Below are 14,300 nucleotides of genomic sequence, written 5' to 3'. Positions count from 1 at the left end.
GCGTCATGCCCCAGGCAACCTCTGTCAGCTAGCCGACAAAGCCCATGATCGAATTCAAGCACCATCGCGACCTCCTGCTGACCGGCCAATGGTTCAGCCTGTTGCCCGCCGCCCTGCAGGACGAGCTCCTGGCCATGGCCCAGTTACGCCGGCTGGAACCCGGCCAGCGCCTGTTCCGCCGGGGCGATCCGCCCTGTGGACTCTATGCAGTGCTGGAGGGTGCGGTCCGCGTCGGCAGCATCAGCGAAAGTGGCAAGGAGGCCTTGCTGGTGCTGGTGGAACCACCCCACTGGTTCGGCGAAATCTCCTTGTTCGACGGTCAGCCACGAACCCACGATGCCTTCGCCGACGGCCAGGTGACCCTGCTCCACCTGCCCCAGGCGCCGCTGCTGGCCCTGCTAGATCGACAGCCTTCGCACTGGCGCGACTTCGCCCTGCTGATGAGCCAGAAGCTGCGCCTGGCGTTCATCGCCCTGGAGGAAATGAGCCTGCTGCCGGCACCCCAGCGCCTGGCGCGGCGGCTGCTGATGATCGCCGAGGGATATGGCGGCCTGACGGTGCGCCGGCGCTCGATCCACCTTGCCCAGGAGCAGCTGGCATTGATGCTGTCGATCTCCCGCCAGACCACCAACCAGATCCTCAAGGACCTGGAAGCCCTGGGCGCCGTGCGCCTGACCTACGGGGAGATCGAGATTCTCGATCCGGAGCTGCTCAAGCGTGCAGCGCAGGGCAAATCGTAGCCCTTCAGCTGTGGGGGCGAATTCATTCGCCAAGGGTGGAGCAGCCGCCCCCTGCGACTCCATGGCGAACCTGCGGTTCGCTTGGCGATTGAAATCGCCCCTACAGGAAACCAGCTGCGCTCAACGACCTGCGGTGAGGCTTTCGCGATACTGACTCGGGCTCTGCCCGGTCCAGCGCTTGAAGGCGCGGCTGAAGCTGCTGGTGTCGGCAAAACCGAGCAGGTAGGCGATCTCGCTGATGGAGCAGCGCGGGTCGCGCATGTGGACCAGCGCCAGCGCCTGGCGGGTGTCGCCGAGCAGTTGTTCGTAGCTGCAGCCTTCGTCCGCCAGATGGCGTTGCAGGCTGCGCAGGCTGAGGTGCAGGGAGTGGGCGATGCGCTCGGCGGAAGGCTCGCCATTGGGCAACTGGGCCTCCAGGCAGGCCCGCACCTTGCGCGACCAGGTGGGCTGCTGAAGCTGCTCCAGGGTGCGCTTGAGCACCGCCTCGTTGTGTTCGGCCAGTTCCGCATTGGCATCGTCCAGCGGCCGCTCGAAATCCTCGGCGGCGAATTCCAGCAGGTTTTCCTCGGCACCGAAGACCAGCGGCGCGCGGAACACCTGGTGCCAGGGCTGCGGGTCCGCCGGCTCCTGCCGTCGCAGGTGCACGGCCAGCGGCGCGTAGTCGCGGCCAATGCGGTTGCGGCAGGTGCGCACATAGATCGCGGCGAAGGCATCCACCGCTTCCGGCGCCGGCTCGAAACCGTCTTCGCGCACCCGCAGGCGGAACAGATAGCGCTCGCCCTGGCGACTGAGTTCCAGCTCCAGCGCGTCGCTGACCACCTGGTGATAACGCACGATGCGCTCGAAGACTTCCCGCAGGCTGCCACTCGCCACAAGGGCATAGCCCAGGGCGTGGAAGGTGGTGGGGCTGACGTAGGTCGATATATTCAGCCCCAGCGCCGGGTCGCCACTGGCCTCCACCGCCAGTTGCCAGAGCCGGGTGGTGGCGGACAAGGGATAGCGTGCGTTGGGGTCGTCCATCAGCGCCGGGTCGAGCTGCGCCTGCCGGCACAGGTCGGCGCTGTCGAGGCCAAGCGCGTCCAACTGCTTGCGCAGGGCTCGGGTCCAGCTGGCGAGGGTGGTGGGTTCGCTCATGCAGGTTGGCGTTTCCGGTCAACAGGTTGGCGTGCTCGGTCGGGCGCGGCGAGGGGTCCTGCCGGCAGAGTAGGACCATCGCCAACAAGAGGATGGAAGCATGTCCACCACGCCTGCAAGCCCCCGCGCACTGAATGACCAGCAGCGATCAGCCCATATTCGTGAGGTGGTGATGGCCCGCGGCAACGAGCTGCGCCAGCGCTACCCCGTACTGAACCACCAGGACGCCATCGGCGCCGGCATCCTCGCCTTCGCCCTGGTCGGCATGCTGGGCTCGGCCCTGCTCTACCTGAACGACCAGCTCGCCTGGTGGGCCTGCCTGCTGCTCAACGCGTTCTTCGCCTCGCTGACCCACGAGCTGGAGCACGACCTGATCCACAGCATGTACTTCCGCAAGCGCAAGGTGCCGCACAACCTGATGATGGCGCTGGTCTGGATGGCGCGGCCGAGCACCATCAACCCCTGGGTCCGCCGTCACTTGCACCTCAACCACCACAAGGTTTCGGGCACCGAGACCGACATGGAGGAACGCGCCATTACCAACGGCGAACCCTGGGGCCTGGCGCGCCTGCTGATGGTAGGGGACAACGTGATGTCCTCGCTGATCCGCATGGCCCGTGCCAAGACCTGGGCGCAGAAACGCAGCATCCTCTGGCGCACCCTGAAGGTCTACGCTCCGCTGGCCCTGCTGAACTGGGGCACCTGGTACGTGTTCCTCGGCTTCCACGCCCTCGACACCCTGGCCTGGGCCATGAATGCCCCCATCGCCTGGTCGGCCGGCACCCTGGAGGCAATGAACATCGTCAACATTGCCGTGGTGGTGCTGGTAGGGCCGAACGTGCTGCGCACCTTCTGCCTGCACTTCGTCAGCTCCAACATGCACTACTACGGTGATGTCGAACTGGGCAACGTGATCCAGCAGACCCAGGTGCTCAACCCCTGGTGGATGTGGCCGCTGCAGGCGTTCTGCTTCAACTTCGGCAGCACCCACGCCATCCACCATTTCGTGGTCAAGGAACCCTTCTACATCCGCCAGATGACCGCACCTGTGGCGCACAGGGTGATGCGCGAGATGGGCGTGCGCTTCAACGACTTCGGCACCTTCGTCCGCGCCAACCGCTGGACCCCGAAGGAGAAGGCTGCCGCGCAACCCGCCCAACCCACCCTTGGTTAGGGCACGGGCGACGCACCGCCGCCCCTATGATCGCGACTGCGCGCGCCCCCGGCGCGCGCCTTTCCCCGAGCACAGCTGCAAGCAAGAGGTAGCGGCATGAAAACCTGGATTTGTGTGGTCTGCGGCCTGATCTACGACGAAACCAAAGGCTGGCCCGAAGAGGGCATCCCCGCCGGCACCCCCTGGAACGACGTACCGGATGACTGGATCTGCCCGGATTGTGGCGTCGGCAAGAACGACTTCGATATGCAGGAAATCTGAGCTGGCATTTGCGATGCCACCTCGCTGTGGGAGCGAATTCATTCGCGATTGATGCGACGCCAATGCCATGAAGGGCAGTCCTTCGGCCTGCTTCGCGAATGAATTCGCTCCTACAGGTTTCATCCCCCGCGGCTCCGGGAACCGCCCGCGCTGCTCAGAACCTCAGGCTTACCCGCGCCGTCACCCCGTTGTCGCGCGCATCCTCGGCGTAGGTGCCGTTGTAGAACAGCCCGGCGTAAGCCTGTTCGGTGAGCTGGTAATCCAAGCCCGCATCCAGCCTGAAGGCATCGCGGGTCAGGGCCACGGCGCCGCCGCTCTCATCTTCCAGCCGACTATCGCTGTAGGCATGTCGCCAGCCGGAGCTGATGCGCGCCGTCAGGCGCCGCCCCGAAGCCAGTTCGATGCGCGTGGTGCCGCGCAGGCCGAAGGTGCTGTAGCCGATCTCATCGCGCTGGTTGTCCAGGGCGCCAAGCGCATCGCTGTCCAGTCGCACGTAGGCCAGCTCGCTGAAGCCCTCGGCACTGAAATCGCGGAAATCCAGGGAATAGCTGAGCTCGCCGAACACCTGGCCGCTGTCCCCGTCGGCCGCGCGCCGGTCGCCGTCATGGCCGCTCCAGGCCGCACCCAGCTTCACGCCGATCTGGTTGTAGATCTTGGTACCGGCGTAGACGCCCAGGTGCAGGCTGTGGATATCCGCGTCCTCGCCCTCCACGTCCACCGAACTCGCCGAATAGCCGCCCAATCCACCCACCAGCCAGTTGCCCAGCTTGCGCTCGCTGCCCAGCAGCCCGCCGCCGATATCACGTTCCCGGCGCGGCGCGTGGTGGTCGGCATCGGCAGAACCGTGGCTGCCGAAGGCACGCATCCAGGCTGGCGTCTGGTCCTCTTCCAGGGGCGGCTCGCGAAAAGAAAAGCGGATCTGCTGGATGCGCTCGGAGGCGGCGTCACGAAGGAAATGGCTGTCCTCCAGCAGGTAGGCACGGCTGGCGGCGGCGAGGGAATCGCCGAGGGCTGGCGCGCTCGTCAGCAAGGCACAGAGTGCGGCAAAGAAAGCGCGCGACGCTTGATCCTGACCCATGAAGGGCATCTCCAGGCGGGGGCATGTGGATAACTCTAGCGTCATGCTGGGCAATTCAATTTCCCGAATCCACTCGCGAGTTTCTGATTTGCCGGAATTTTGCCCCGCTGGCGCAATAGCCACCTGCACACACAGGAGCTTCACCATGCGCCCATCCCTCTCCCCCGGTCTCAACGCCCACGCTTCGATGCTGCTCTGGGCGTTGCTGGTGGCGCTGTCGTTCTTCGCCGCCGCCGAGGTGAATCCCACCCTCGACGCCCTGCCCCTGACTGCCCTGCGCCTGCTGATTTCCGGCAGCCTGTTCCTGCCTTTCCTGCTGCTGCGCCGCACCGGTCTCCCCGGCGGCCGTGCGCTGCTGGCCCATGCGCTGCTGGGCGGCCTGCTGGCCCTCTATTTCGGCAGCCTGTTCGAAGCCCTGAAGCACACCAAGGCGCTGGATACCGCGCTGCTGTATGTCAGCGTGCCGTTGCTGACCCTCTGTGGCGAACGCCTGCTGCTGCACAAGCCGGTGCTGCAACGCCTGTGGCCGACCCTGGTCGCGGCCTTCGGCGCCTTGGCCCTGCTCGGTCTCGACAACGCCCATTTCGATACTTACGCCTACAGCGTCTACGGCGTCGGCTGCTTCGCCATGGCCCTCTACGGCCCCCTCAGCCAGCGCCTGAAACCCTGGCTCGGCGGCGAGCGCAGCGCCGCCTCCGTGGCCTGCGGCAACCTGCTGGCGGGCGGCCTGCTGCTGGCCCTGGTGAGCACCCTCGGACAACGCTGGGAAGGCCTGCAAGGGATCGCCCTGCGCGACGTCGCCTGGCTGTTCTACCTGGCCCTGACCGCCACCCTGGCCACCTTCTGGCTGCTGCACCGGGCCATCCACTGGCTGCCGCCGGCCACGGTGATCGCCTACAGCTACCTGAGCGGTCTGTTCGCCCTGCTGCTCCAGAGCTTCTGGCTGCACAAGGCGCCCGCGCCGCTGGCCTGGGCCGGCGCCGTGCTGATCGTCCTCGGCATGCTCTGGCTGGCGCGCTTGAGCCCGGCGCGCACGGCGGCCGCCTGAGTGCTTGCTATGTCGACTGGCGCGGGTTCTGATGGCGCTCCCGCCCAATGGAACCCGGCCATGCTGCTCGCCAACGGACTGCGCAAGATAGATATCCAGGACCTGCTGGTCTTCCTCGAAATCCACGAGCGCCAGCACCTGGGCGAGGTGGCGGAGGCGCTGAATCTCAGTGCCTCCAGCGTCAGCTACAGCCTGAAGAAACTGCGCAGTACCCTGGACGACGAGTTGTTCATCGCCACCCGCAGCGGCATGCGCCCCACCCGCAAGGCCCTGGCCATGCGCCCTCACGCCCGCGCCATGATCGAGCTGATGAACGCCTGCTTCAGCGAGGCCAACGCCTTCGACCCCAGCCAGGCTCCGCGCACCTTCCGGCTCTGCGCGCCGGAGTATTTCGAGCTGCTGATCCTGCCGCCCTTGCTGCGTCGGCTGAGCGATGCCGGCTACCCGGTCAGCCTTGATGTGCAGCGCCTGGGGCGAGAAATCCCCGCTGAGGCGCTGGTCCATGGCGAACTGGACCTGGCCCTGGGCTTCGGCCCGCACCAGCACCGCGCCCATCCTGGCCTCGTGAGCCTGGCGCTGCTGAAGGACGACCTGCTTTGCGTACGCGCTGCCGGCACCGCTGCTGTGGATAACCTGGATGCCTTCTGTGCGCGGCGCCAGGTATTTCCCACGCCCTGGGACTCGGACCGCAACATGATCGATGGCTGGTTGCAGCAGCAGGGCCGCTCGCGGCAGATCGCCGCCCGGACCAACAACTACCTGGCGGCCTTGCAACTGATCCCCGCCAGCGAGCTGCTGATGGTCATGCCGGCGCGGGTTCACGAACGCCTGGGCGACGCCCGCACCGTCACCAGCCGGCTGCCCGATCTGCCGAGCTTTTCCCTGGAACTCCTCTGGGCGCAGCCTTTCGACCAGGACCCGGCGAATGTCTGGCTGAGGGAGCAGATTCTGAGCGTCTGCGCGGAGCAGTCACTGCTCTAGCCGGTCATCCACCACCCGGCCGAGGAAACTCCGGCTGGCACTCAGCACTTCGGACTGGGTCTCTTCGCGGGCGAGCATGCGCGCCACCACCAGGGCACCAACGCACTGGGAAATCAGTGCCCAGGCCAGTTCGCCGTCTTCGAGGATTTCCGCCCAGGCCCGCTGCAACTCCAGCATCCAATGCTCGGCTTCCTCGCGCACAGGAAGTTCGGCGCGGGCGATTTCTGCGCCGAGTGCGGGGATGGCGCAGCCCGTGTCGGGGTTCTGCAGATGGGCCATGCTCAGATAGCGGTCGAGGCAGCGCTCCAGCTTGTCGCGGCAGAAGCCTTCGCCGCGGGCGACATGGCCGATCAGGCTTTGTGAAAGCTCGCGCTGGACGATGGCGGTGAAGAGGTCATTCTTCGACGGGAAATGGCTGTAGAAGGCCCCGCCGGTCAGGCCGATGGCCTTCATCAGGCCATCGACGCCGGTGGTGGAGAACCCGCCGCGCTTGGCGATGGCGCCACTGCTTTCCAGCAGCTTCTGCCGGGTTTCTTCCTTGTGATTGGCTGAATAACGCACGACGACCTCCGGTGGACTGGCTTGACGCGTTGGCGAGCATAGCATAACGTCCGTTCAGCTAACGATCGTTCAGTAAAGGTGAACAGCATGGCTAGCGAGACCGAAAACAAGAAAGTCGTACTGGTAATTGGTGCGGGTGACGCCACCGGCGGTGCCATCGCCCGGCGCTTCGCCCGCGAGGGCTATGTGGCCTGCGTGACCCGGCGCAGCGCCGACAAGCTGCAGCCGCTGGTGGATGCCATTCGCGCCGACGGTGGCGAGGCCTATGGCTTCGGCTCCGATGCACGCAAGGAAGAAGACGTCGCCGAGTTGGTGGAAACCATCGAGCGGGACATCGGCCCGATTGAAGCCTTCGTCTTCAACATCGGCGCCAACGTGCCTTGCAGCATCCTCGAAGAGACCGCGCGCAAATACTTCAAGATCTGGGAGATGGCCTGTTTCTCCGGCTTCCTCACCAGCCAGGCGGTGGCCAAGCGCATGGTCACTCGCGGGCGCGGCACCATCCTCTTCACCGGCGCCACCGCTGGCCTGCGTGGCGCCGCTGGCTTTGCCGCCTTCGCCGGTGCCAAACACGGCATCCGCGCCCTGGCCCAGAGCATGGCGCGCGAGCTGGGACCGAGGAACATCCACGTGGCCCACGTGGTGGTGGACGGCGCCATCGATACCGAATTCATCCGCGAGAGCTTCCCCGAGCGCTATGCACTGAAGGACGAGGACGGCATCCTCGCCCCCGAGCACATCGCCGAGAACTACTGGTATCTGCATAGCCAGCCCCGCGATGCCTGGACGTTTGAACTGGATCTGCGCCCCTGGATGGAACGCTGGTAATCCCTGGCCGTAGCCGACAACCAACGACGAGAATGCACCCATGACCAAAACGGTCGAATTCTTCTTTGACCTCGGCAGCCCGGCCAGCTACCTGGCCTGGACGCAGCTGCCAGGTATCTGCGCGCGCCATGATGCGACGCTGCGTTACCGCCCGATGCTGCTGGGCGGCGTGTTCCAGGCCACTGGCAACGCGTCCCCGGCCGCAGTCCCGGCCAAGGCCCGCCACACCATGATCGACATGCAGCGCTTCGCCCGTCGCTACGGCGTGACGATGCATTTCAACCCCTACTTCCCCATCAACACCCTGACGCTGATGCGCGGCGCCATCGGCGTGCAGCTGCGCCAGCCGGAACGCTTCGAAGCCTATCTGGACGCCATGTTCCGCGCCCTCTGGCAGGACAAGCGCAACCTCGGCGACCCCGCCGTGGTGGCCGCCGTCCTGCAGGAAGCCGGCTTCGATCCGCAAGCGCTGCTGGCCCTGGTGGGCGATCAGGAGGTGAAGGACGCGCTGAAGGCTTCCACCGAGGAAGCGGTGAAGCGCGGCGTGTTCGGCGCGCCCACCTGCTTCGTCGGCGAGGAGATGTACTTCGGCCAGGACCGGTTGGACTTCGTCGAGGAGGCGCTGGCCTAGCCGGCAGCGACCGGATTCGGCAGCGACGCCAGCAAGGTGGCATCCAGGCCGAGCATCCGTGCCGCCTTGTGCCGGGCGAGGCCGCTGGCGTCTTCGCCCTCGGGCAACTCGGCCGCGAGCTTGGCGATGTGCACGATGAGCGCGTCCTTCGAGTAGACGCCGCCGCCGAGCTGATAGGCGGCGGCGATCAACTGACGCAGTTCCAGAGGCAGGCGCCAGCGGGTGCGCAGGGCCGAACCGAAGGGTGCGCCATGGGTGTGCAGCGCGGCGTCGACCTGCTCCTCGGTCAGCCCTTCTCCGCCGTCGTCACGCCAGCTCTGGATGCTACGCAGCACCGCGAGGTCTCCCAGCGAGTGCAGCAACCCGGCGGTATAACAGCGCTCGCCATCCCCTTCCAGGCATTGCGCCAACCAGCGCGCCAGCTCGGCGGTGCGCTGCGATTGCCGCCAGATGCGCTCGCCGTGGGGCACCAGCAAGGGATCGGTGAGGTTGACGCTGCGTTGCAGGGCCAGGCCCAGAGCAAGGTTGAGGCTGTGCTGTGGGCCGAGCCGGGACAGGGCCTGGGCAAGGGTCTGGCAGCCGCTGCCCAGGTGTTGGGCGGCACTGTTGGCGGCAGCGATCAGTTGGCCGGTGAGCTGCGGGTCCTGGTGGAACAGCGGCTCCAGTTCGGCAAGGTCGCGCGCGGGGGCATCCAGGGCCAGCCGCAGCGCGTCCAGCACCGTGGTCAGCAGCGGCGCTCCCGCGGAGGATTCGCGCGCCTCGGCCAGGTAGTCGTCCAGCGCTTTTCCGGTGGAGCTGGACGGCACTGGGCAGGCGACCTCCTCACCCGGTTCCAGCAGCAGGTTGCGCAGGCGCTTCAACAGGTCTTCGGCGTTGAATGGCTTGGCCAGGTAGGCGGTGGGGGCCAACGGCAGGGCGGCGCGAACACTGGCCGCATCCACGCGTTCGGTGATTAGGAAAAATGGTACGGGCGGATGGCGCCGCTGGCGGCGCACTTCCCGCAGCAGCTCCAGCCCGCCGACGCCGGGCAGGCCATAGTCGACGATCAGCAGGTCGGGCCAGCCGGTGCTGCAATGCTCGAGCACGCTAAGGCTGTCCTGCAGCACCACCAATTGGGCGTCGCAGCGCGCCTTGCGCACGAGCGCGACGAGCAGCTCGGCGCTCCAGCGATCGGGGTCGGCTATCAGCACCCTCGGTGCCTGTTCCATATCAGCCATGCGTGGCGATCCTGTTCCGCTCAACTCCCGGAAATTTCCTGTACCGCTCGTACAACTGCAACGAGCATTTCAGCAGACTAGACAATGCCGGGGCTGGCACGCCAGCCCGGACGGCATCAGGACAGCAGGCGTCCCGGCAACCGTTCCAGCAGTGCGGGGTCAAGGCGCAGCAGTCGGGCCGCGCGCTCGTCCGTCAGGCTCGCCGGGCTTTCGCCATGGGGCAGGCGCAGCAGCGCGGCGCAGAGGTTGAGCACCAGGGCTTCGCGGGAGAACACTCCGGCGCCCAGGCCGTGGAACGCAGCCACCAGCTCACGCAGGCCGAAGGGCAGGCGCCAGCGGATGCGCAGGGCCGAACCGAAGCCCGCCGACCGCCGCTGCATCACGTCCTGCAGCTCCTCGTTGCTAAGGTTGCCGCCGGCGTCCTGCCAATCCTGCAGGCTGCGCAGCAGGGCCAGTTCGCCCATGTTGTGCAGCAGCCCGGCGGTGTAGCAGAGCTCGGCATCCAGCTCCAGCTCGCTGGCCACCCAGTAGGCCAGCTCGGCGCTGCGCTGGGCGGCCTGCCAGACCAGGTCAGCCAACTCCGACAGGCGCGGGTCACGCAACCGGGCATTGCGCTCCAGGGCCATGCCGAGCACAAGGTTGAGCGCACGGGTGACGCCCAGCCGCTGCATGGCCTGGGCCAGGGTCTGGCAAGGCATGCCGAGGTGCTGGGCCGCGCTGTTGGCAGCGGCGATCAGCCGAGCAGTGATCTGTGGGTCGCGGGAGAAGATTTCATCAAGATCGCGCAGGTCGACTTGATCCGCCTGCAGGCACTGGCTCACGGCGTCGCGGACATCGTCCAGCAAGGGCGCTCCCTGGCCCTCCTCGCGAACGCTGTCCAGGAATTCCTTCAGGCTGCTCATCAGCAAGGCCGGCGTCAGCTGGCCCATTGCGCCCTCACCGGCGGGCAACAGGGCGCCGAGACGCTTGCGCAGCTTGGCGGCGTTGAACGGTTTGCCGAGGTACGCTGATGGCGCCAGCGGCCGCACGGCACGCACGCTGGCCGCATCGACGCGGGCGCTGATCAGCACGAAAGGCAGGGCTGGGGTGCGCGGATGGCGGCGCAATTGGCGCAGCAGTTCCACCCCATCGATCCCACCCAGCTCGCCGTCGGCAATCACCAGATCCGGCAGCCGCCGCTTGCAGCGCGACAGGGCTTCGCGGCCGTCGGCCACCTGCACCACGCGGACATCACCGCGAATATCCAGGACCAGTTGCGCCAGCAGATCCGACGTCCAGGGGTCGGCCTCGGCAATCAGGACTTCCGGAACCTGGGCGGCGGCGGGCATGGATACCTCGAATGGCGGGTGGGTCGTCCGTGACAAACCCTGCGCAGGGCCAGGAATTGGCTGAAGCAGGGGGAGGATCTGTCGTCATGAAATTGCGGCGGGCAGTCTAATCCGCGGCCTGCACGCTGGATAGTGGTGTAGACCAAGGTTGAACGCAGCGCAGGAAAATTCGAGCGGGACACCGCCGCCCTTCCCGGAAGGCGTTATCCATGCCGCGCGAAGCTTCGCCCACGCCTGTAGGGGCGAATTCATTCGCCAAGCAGGCCGAAGGTCTGCCAGCAATCAACTCGCGCAGGCAAAAAAAGACCCGCCGAAGCGGGTCTTTTTTCACTACCTGGGGAATCAGGCCAGTTCGTCGAAGCACTCGGCGACAATGGCGATGCCCTTGTCCAGTTGTGCGTCGGGAATGGTGACCGGCATCAGGAAGCGGATGACGTTGTAGTAGGTGCCGCAAGACAGCAGGATCAGGCCCTTCTCGCGAGCCTTGGCCACGATCTTGCCAACCAGTTCGGCAGCCGGCTTGCTTTCGTCGCCGCCTTCGAACAGCTCGATGGCAACCATCGAACCCAGGCCACGAACGTCGCCGATGACCTTGTGCTTGGCTGCGATTTCACGCAGGCCGGCCTTCAGGCGCTCGCCTACAGCCTGGCTGCGCTCCAGCAGTTTCTCTTCGTCGAACACTTTCAGCACGGCCAGGGCCGCGGCGCACGCGATCGGGCTGCCGGCATAGGTGCCGCCCAGGCCGCCGGGAGCGATGCTGTCCATGACTTCGGCCTTGCCGACGACGCCGGAGATCGGGAAGCCACCGCCAACGGACTTGGCGAAGGTGGTCAGGTCAGGCACGACGCCCAGTTGCTCGGTGGCGAAGAAGGTGCCAGTACGGCCAGCGCCGGTCTGTACTTCGTCGGCGATCAGCAGGATGCCGTGCTGGTCGCACAGGGCGCGAAGGCGCTGCATGAACGGCTTGGAGTTGACGTAGAAGCCACCTTCGCCCTGAACCGGCTCGATGATGATGGCAGCGATGTCTTGCGGCTGGGCGTCGTTCTTGAAGATGCGCTCGATGCTGGCGATGGAGTCGTCTTCGCTCACGCCGTGCAGTTCGCACGGAGCCAGGGCACGGAACACACCGCCCGGCATCAGGCCCATGCCGGCGGAGTACGGAACCACCTTGCCGGTCAGGGACAGGGTCATCATGGTGCGGCCGTGGTAGGCGCCGGTGAAGGCGATTACGCCAGCGCGGCCGGTGGCGGCACGGGCGATCTTCACGGCGTTCTCGACGGCTTCGGAGCCGGAGGTCACCAGCAGGGTCTTCTTGGCGAAGTCACCCGGTACGCGCTTGGCGATCTCTTCGCAGAGCTCGATGTAGGGCTCGTAGGCCAGAACCTGGAAGCAGGTGTGGGACAGCTTGGTCAGTTGCTCCTGAACGGCTTCGATCACTTTCGGGTGCAGGTGGCCGGTGTTCAGTACGGCGATACCGCCGGCGAAGTCGATGTACTCGCGGCCGTCGACGTCCCAAACGGTGGCGTTCTCGGCGCGCTCGGCGACGATCGGGTGGATCTGGCTGACACCGCGGGCAACGGCTGCGGCACGGCGTTTCAGCAGGGATTCGTTCTTGCTCATAAGTTCCTCACGGCCGCTCATCGGGCGGCTCAGTCTCAAGGATGAATGCCCCCGGTAGGGGCCGTCGCAGCATACGATGATCGACTGCGAAGGCTTGCCGGAGGCCCGTTTCTTCATGGGTGGAGCTGGGGCGCCGCGCGCTCTTTCGCGCCTTGCCCCGTCTTTGGATCAGATACCGCCGAGGCAGAGATACTTGATCTCCAGGTAGTCCTCGATGCCGTATTTGGAACCTTCGCGGCCCAGGCCAGAGGCCTTCACACCGCCGAAGGGCGCCACTTCGTTGGAGATCAGGCCGGTGTTGATACCCACCATGCCGTACTCCAGCGCCTCGGCCACGCGGAACACGCGGCCCAGGTCACGGGCGTAGAAATAGGAAGCCAGGCCGAACTCGGTGTCGTTCGCCATGGCGATGACATCGGCCTCGTCCTTGAAGCGGAACAGCGGAGCCAGCGGGCCGAAGGTTTCTTCCTTGGCCACGGCGGCGTTCTTCGGTACGTCGACCAGGATGGTCGGCTCGAAGAAGGTGCCACCCAGGCTGTGCGGCTTGCCACCGGCGAGCAGCTTGGCGCCCTTGGAAACGGCGTCGGCGATGTGCTCCTGGACCTTGGCCACCGCCTTCTCGTCGATCAGCGGGCCGGTGGTGGTGCCGTCTTCCAGGCCATTACCGATCTTCAGCTTGGCCACGGCGGCCTTCAGCTTCTCGGCGAAGGCGTCGTAGATGCCGTCCTGCACGTACAGGCGGTTGGCGCAAACGCAGGTCTGGCCGTTGTTGCGGTACTTGGAGATCAGCGCGCCTTCTACGGCGGCGTCGAGGTCCGCGTCATCGAAAACGATGAAGGGTGCGTTGCCGCCCAGCTCCAGGGACACCTTCTTGATGTCCTTGGCGCATTCGGCCATCAGCTGGCGACCGATCTCGGTGGAACCGGTGAAGGACAGCTTGCGAACGACCGGGTTGCTGGTCAGCTCACCGCCGACTTCGCCAGCGCTGCCGGTGACCACGCTCAGGACGCCTTTCGGGATGCCGGCGCGCTCGGCCAGTTCGACCAGGGCCAGGGCGGAGAACGGGGTCTGGGAAGCGGGCTTGATCACCATGGTGCAACCGGCGGCCAGAGCCGGGCCGGCCTTGCGGGTGATCATCGCGGACGGGAAGTTCCACGGGGTGATGGCAGCGGTCACGCCGATGGGCTGCTTGATCACGATCAGGCGCTTGTCGGGCTGGTGGCCGGGGATCACGTCACCGTATACGCGCTTGGCTTCTTCGGCGAACCACTCGATGAAGGAAGCGGCGTAGGCGATCTCGCCCTTGGCTTCGGCCAGCGGCTTGCCCTGCTCGATGGTCATCAGGCGGCCGAGGTCGTCCTGGTTCTCCATCATCAGTTCGAACCAGCGACGCAGCTTGTTGGCGCGTTCCTTGGCGGTCAGCGCACGCCAGGCCGGCAGAGCACGCTCGGCAGCCTCGATGGCGCGGCGAGTCTCGGCGGTGCCCATCTTCGGCACGCTGCCGATGATTTCGCCAGTGGCCGGGTTGTTGACCTTGATGGTCTGGCCACTGTCGGCGTCCAGCCAGGTGCCGTCGATATAGGCTTGCTGGCGGAACAGCTTGGCGTCTTTCAATTGCATCTCTGTCTCCTTCACACCGGCGCTGCACGGGCCCCGGGGCAGGTTGTTGTTCTTCAGCCAATGCGGGATTGGCCAGGAC

14 protein-coding genes are annotated in these 14,300 nt (G+C 66.2%); 7 read left to right on the top strand and 7 right to left on the bottom strand.

Annotated features, from left to right (window positions below; genetic code table 11):
- The first annotated feature begins 44 nt into the window (after positions 1 to 44).
- The gene (locus tag E8E91_RS06930; RefSeq protein WP_280375142.1) at positions 45 to 740 is read left to right on the top strand and encodes a Crp/Fnr family transcriptional regulator; all 696 of its coding nucleotides are present in this window, start codon (positions 45 to 47) and stop codon (positions 738 to 740) included.
- 120 nt (positions 741 to 860) lie between these two features.
- Here the strand turns inward: E8E91_RS06930 and E8E91_RS06925 are convergent, their stop codons facing one another.
- Complete coding sequence (locus E8E91_RS06925; RefSeq protein ID WP_280375141.1) at positions 861 to 1,874, bottom strand: AraC family transcriptional regulator; 1,014 nt, start codon at positions 1,872 to 1,874, stop codon at positions 861 to 863.
- Positions 1,875 to 1,974: 100 nt separating this feature from the next.
- Here E8E91_RS06925 and E8E91_RS06920 point away from each other — a divergent pair, with 100 nt between their 5' ends.
- Positions 1,975 to 3,048 (top strand): fatty acid desaturase, encoded by a 1,074-nt coding sequence (locus E8E91_RS06920; protein ID WP_280375140.1) that lies wholly within the window; start codon positions 1,975 to 1,977, stop codon positions 3,046 to 3,048.
- Positions 3,049 to 3,144: 96 nt separating this feature from the next.
- Positions 3,145 to 3,309, top strand: a complete 165-nt coding sequence (locus E8E91_RS06915; protein ID WP_280375139.1) for a rubredoxin — start codon at positions 3,145 to 3,147, stop codon at positions 3,307 to 3,309.
- Positions 3,310 to 3,463: 154 nt separating this feature from the next.
- On the opposite strand, the gene E8E91_RS06910 is transcribed toward E8E91_RS06915, so the two are convergent.
- The gene (locus E8E91_RS06910; protein WP_280375138.1) at positions 3,464 to 4,387 is read right to left on the bottom strand and encodes an autotransporter domain-containing protein; all 924 of its coding nucleotides are present in this window, start codon (positions 4,385 to 4,387) and stop codon (positions 3,464 to 3,466) included.
- Positions 4,388 to 4,532: 145 nt separating this feature from the next.
- On the opposite strand from E8E91_RS06910, the gene E8E91_RS06905 reads away from it, so the two are divergent.
- Together E8E91_RS06905 and E8E91_RS06900 are read left to right on the top strand one after the other, a co-directional pair.
- Positions 4,533 to 5,435, top strand: coding sequence for a DMT family transporter (locus E8E91_RS06905; RefSeq protein WP_280375137.1), 903 nt, complete (start codon positions 4,533 to 4,535; stop codon positions 5,433 to 5,435).
- Between the two features lie 60 nt (positions 5,436 to 5,495).
- Positions 5,496 to 6,416, top strand: a complete 921-nt coding sequence (locus E8E91_RS06900) for a LysR family transcriptional regulator (RefSeq protein WP_280375136.1) — start codon at positions 5,496 to 5,498, stop codon at positions 6,414 to 6,416.
- Here E8E91_RS06900 and E8E91_RS06895 read toward each other — a convergent pair.
- Positions 6,405 to 6,977 carry a TetR/AcrR family transcriptional regulator gene (locus E8E91_RS06895; protein WP_280375135.1) on the bottom strand — a complete coding sequence of 191 codons (573 nt, stop codon included), beginning with the start codon at positions 6,975 to 6,977 and terminating at the stop codon, positions 6,405 to 6,407. The two genes, E8E91_RS06900 and E8E91_RS06895, sit on opposite strands and share 12 nt — an antisense overlap.
- A gap of 87 nt (positions 6,978 to 7,064) precedes the next feature.
- Between E8E91_RS06895 and E8E91_RS06890 the strand changes: the two genes are divergently transcribed.
- Entirely contained in the window at positions 7,065 to 7,805 is a 741-nt protein-coding gene (locus E8E91_RS06890; RefSeq protein WP_280375134.1) for an SDR family oxidoreductase, read from the top strand.
- 40 nt (positions 7,806 to 7,845) lie between these two features.
- Complete coding sequence (locus E8E91_RS06885; RefSeq protein WP_280375133.1) at positions 7,846 to 8,436, top strand: 2-hydroxychromene-2-carboxylate isomerase; 591 nt, start codon at positions 7,846 to 7,848, stop codon at positions 8,434 to 8,436.
- Here E8E91_RS06885 and E8E91_RS06880 read toward each other — a convergent pair.
- From E8E91_RS06880 to gabD, 4 genes are all read right to left on the bottom strand, one after another.
- Positions 8,433 to 9,653, bottom strand: coding sequence for an HDOD domain-containing protein (locus E8E91_RS06880; RefSeq protein WP_280375132.1), 1,221 nt, complete (start codon positions 9,651 to 9,653; stop codon positions 8,433 to 8,435). The genes E8E91_RS06885 and E8E91_RS06880 overlap by 4 nt on opposite strands.
- A 116-nt stretch (positions 9,654 to 9,769) precedes the next feature.
- Complete coding sequence (locus tag E8E91_RS06875; RefSeq protein WP_280375131.1) at positions 9,770 to 10,981, bottom strand: HDOD domain-containing protein; 1,212 nt, start codon at positions 10,979 to 10,981, stop codon at positions 9,770 to 9,772.
- Positions 10,982 to 11,323: 342 nt separating this feature from the next.
- Positions 11,324 to 12,601, bottom strand: coding sequence for a 4-aminobutyrate--2-oxoglutarate transaminase (gene gabT, locus E8E91_RS06870; protein ID WP_280375130.1), 1,278 nt, complete (start codon positions 12,599 to 12,601; stop codon positions 11,324 to 11,326).
- Between the two features lie 168 nt (positions 12,602 to 12,769).
- A complete protein-coding gene (gene gabD, locus E8E91_RS06865) occupies positions 12,770 to 14,221 on the bottom strand; it encodes an NADP-dependent succinate-semialdehyde dehydrogenase (RefSeq protein ID WP_190834870.1) in 1,452 nt (483 codons plus the stop codon).
- Positions 14,222 to 14,300 lie beyond the last annotated feature (79 nt).

The organism is Pseudomonas sp. BN515 (assembly GCF_029873155.1).
Classification (GTDB): domain Bacteria; phylum Pseudomonadota; class Gammaproteobacteria; order Pseudomonadales; family Pseudomonadaceae; genus Metapseudomonas.
This window is presented reverse-complemented; position numbering and strand designations above follow the sequence as displayed.

Coding starts and splice junctions, on each gene's coding strand:
- E8E91_RS06930 (WP_280375142.1), top strand. CDS start 45: ATGATCGAATTCAAGCACCATCGCGACCTCCTGCTGACCGGCCAATGG.
- E8E91_RS06910 (WP_280375138.1), bottom strand. CDS start 4,387: ATGGGTCAGGATCAAGCGTCGCGCGCTTTCTTTGCCGCACTCTGTGCC.
- E8E91_RS06900 (WP_280375136.1), top strand. CDS start 5,496: ATGCTGCTCGCCAACGGACTGCGCAAGATAGATATCCAGGACCTGCTG.
- E8E91_RS06890 (WP_280375134.1), top strand. CDS start 7,065: ATGGCTAGCGAGACCGAAAACAAGAAAGTCGTACTGGTAATTGGTGCG.
- E8E91_RS06915 (WP_280375139.1), top strand. CDS start 3,145: ATGAAAACCTGGATTTGTGTGGTCTGCGGCCTGATCTACGACGAAACC.
- gabT (WP_280375130.1), bottom strand. CDS start 12,601: ATGAGCAAGAACGAATCCCTGCTGAAACGCCGTGCCGCAGCCGTTGCC.
- E8E91_RS06905 (WP_280375137.1), top strand. CDS start 4,533: ATGCGCCCATCCCTCTCCCCCGGTCTCAACGCCCACGCTTCGATGCTG.
- E8E91_RS06875 (WP_280375131.1), bottom strand. CDS start 10,981: ATGCCCGCCGCCGCCCAGGTTCCGGAAGTCCTGATTGCCGAGGCCGAC.
- E8E91_RS06880 (WP_280375132.1), bottom strand. CDS start 9,653: ATGGCTGATATGGAACAGGCACCGAGGGTGCTGATAGCCGACCCCGAT.
- E8E91_RS06885 (WP_280375133.1), top strand. CDS start 7,846: ATGACCAAAACGGTCGAATTCTTCTTTGACCTCGGCAGCCCGGCCAGC.
- gabD (WP_190834870.1), bottom strand. CDS start 14,221: ATGCAATTGAAAGACGCCAAGCTGTTCCGCCAGCAAGCCTATATCGAC.
- E8E91_RS06920 (WP_280375140.1), top strand. CDS start 1,975: ATGTCCACCACGCCTGCAAGCCCCCGCGCACTGAATGACCAGCAGCGA.
- E8E91_RS06925 (WP_280375141.1), bottom strand. CDS start 1,874: ATGAGCGAACCCACCACCCTCGCCAGCTGGACCCGAGCCCTGCGCAAG.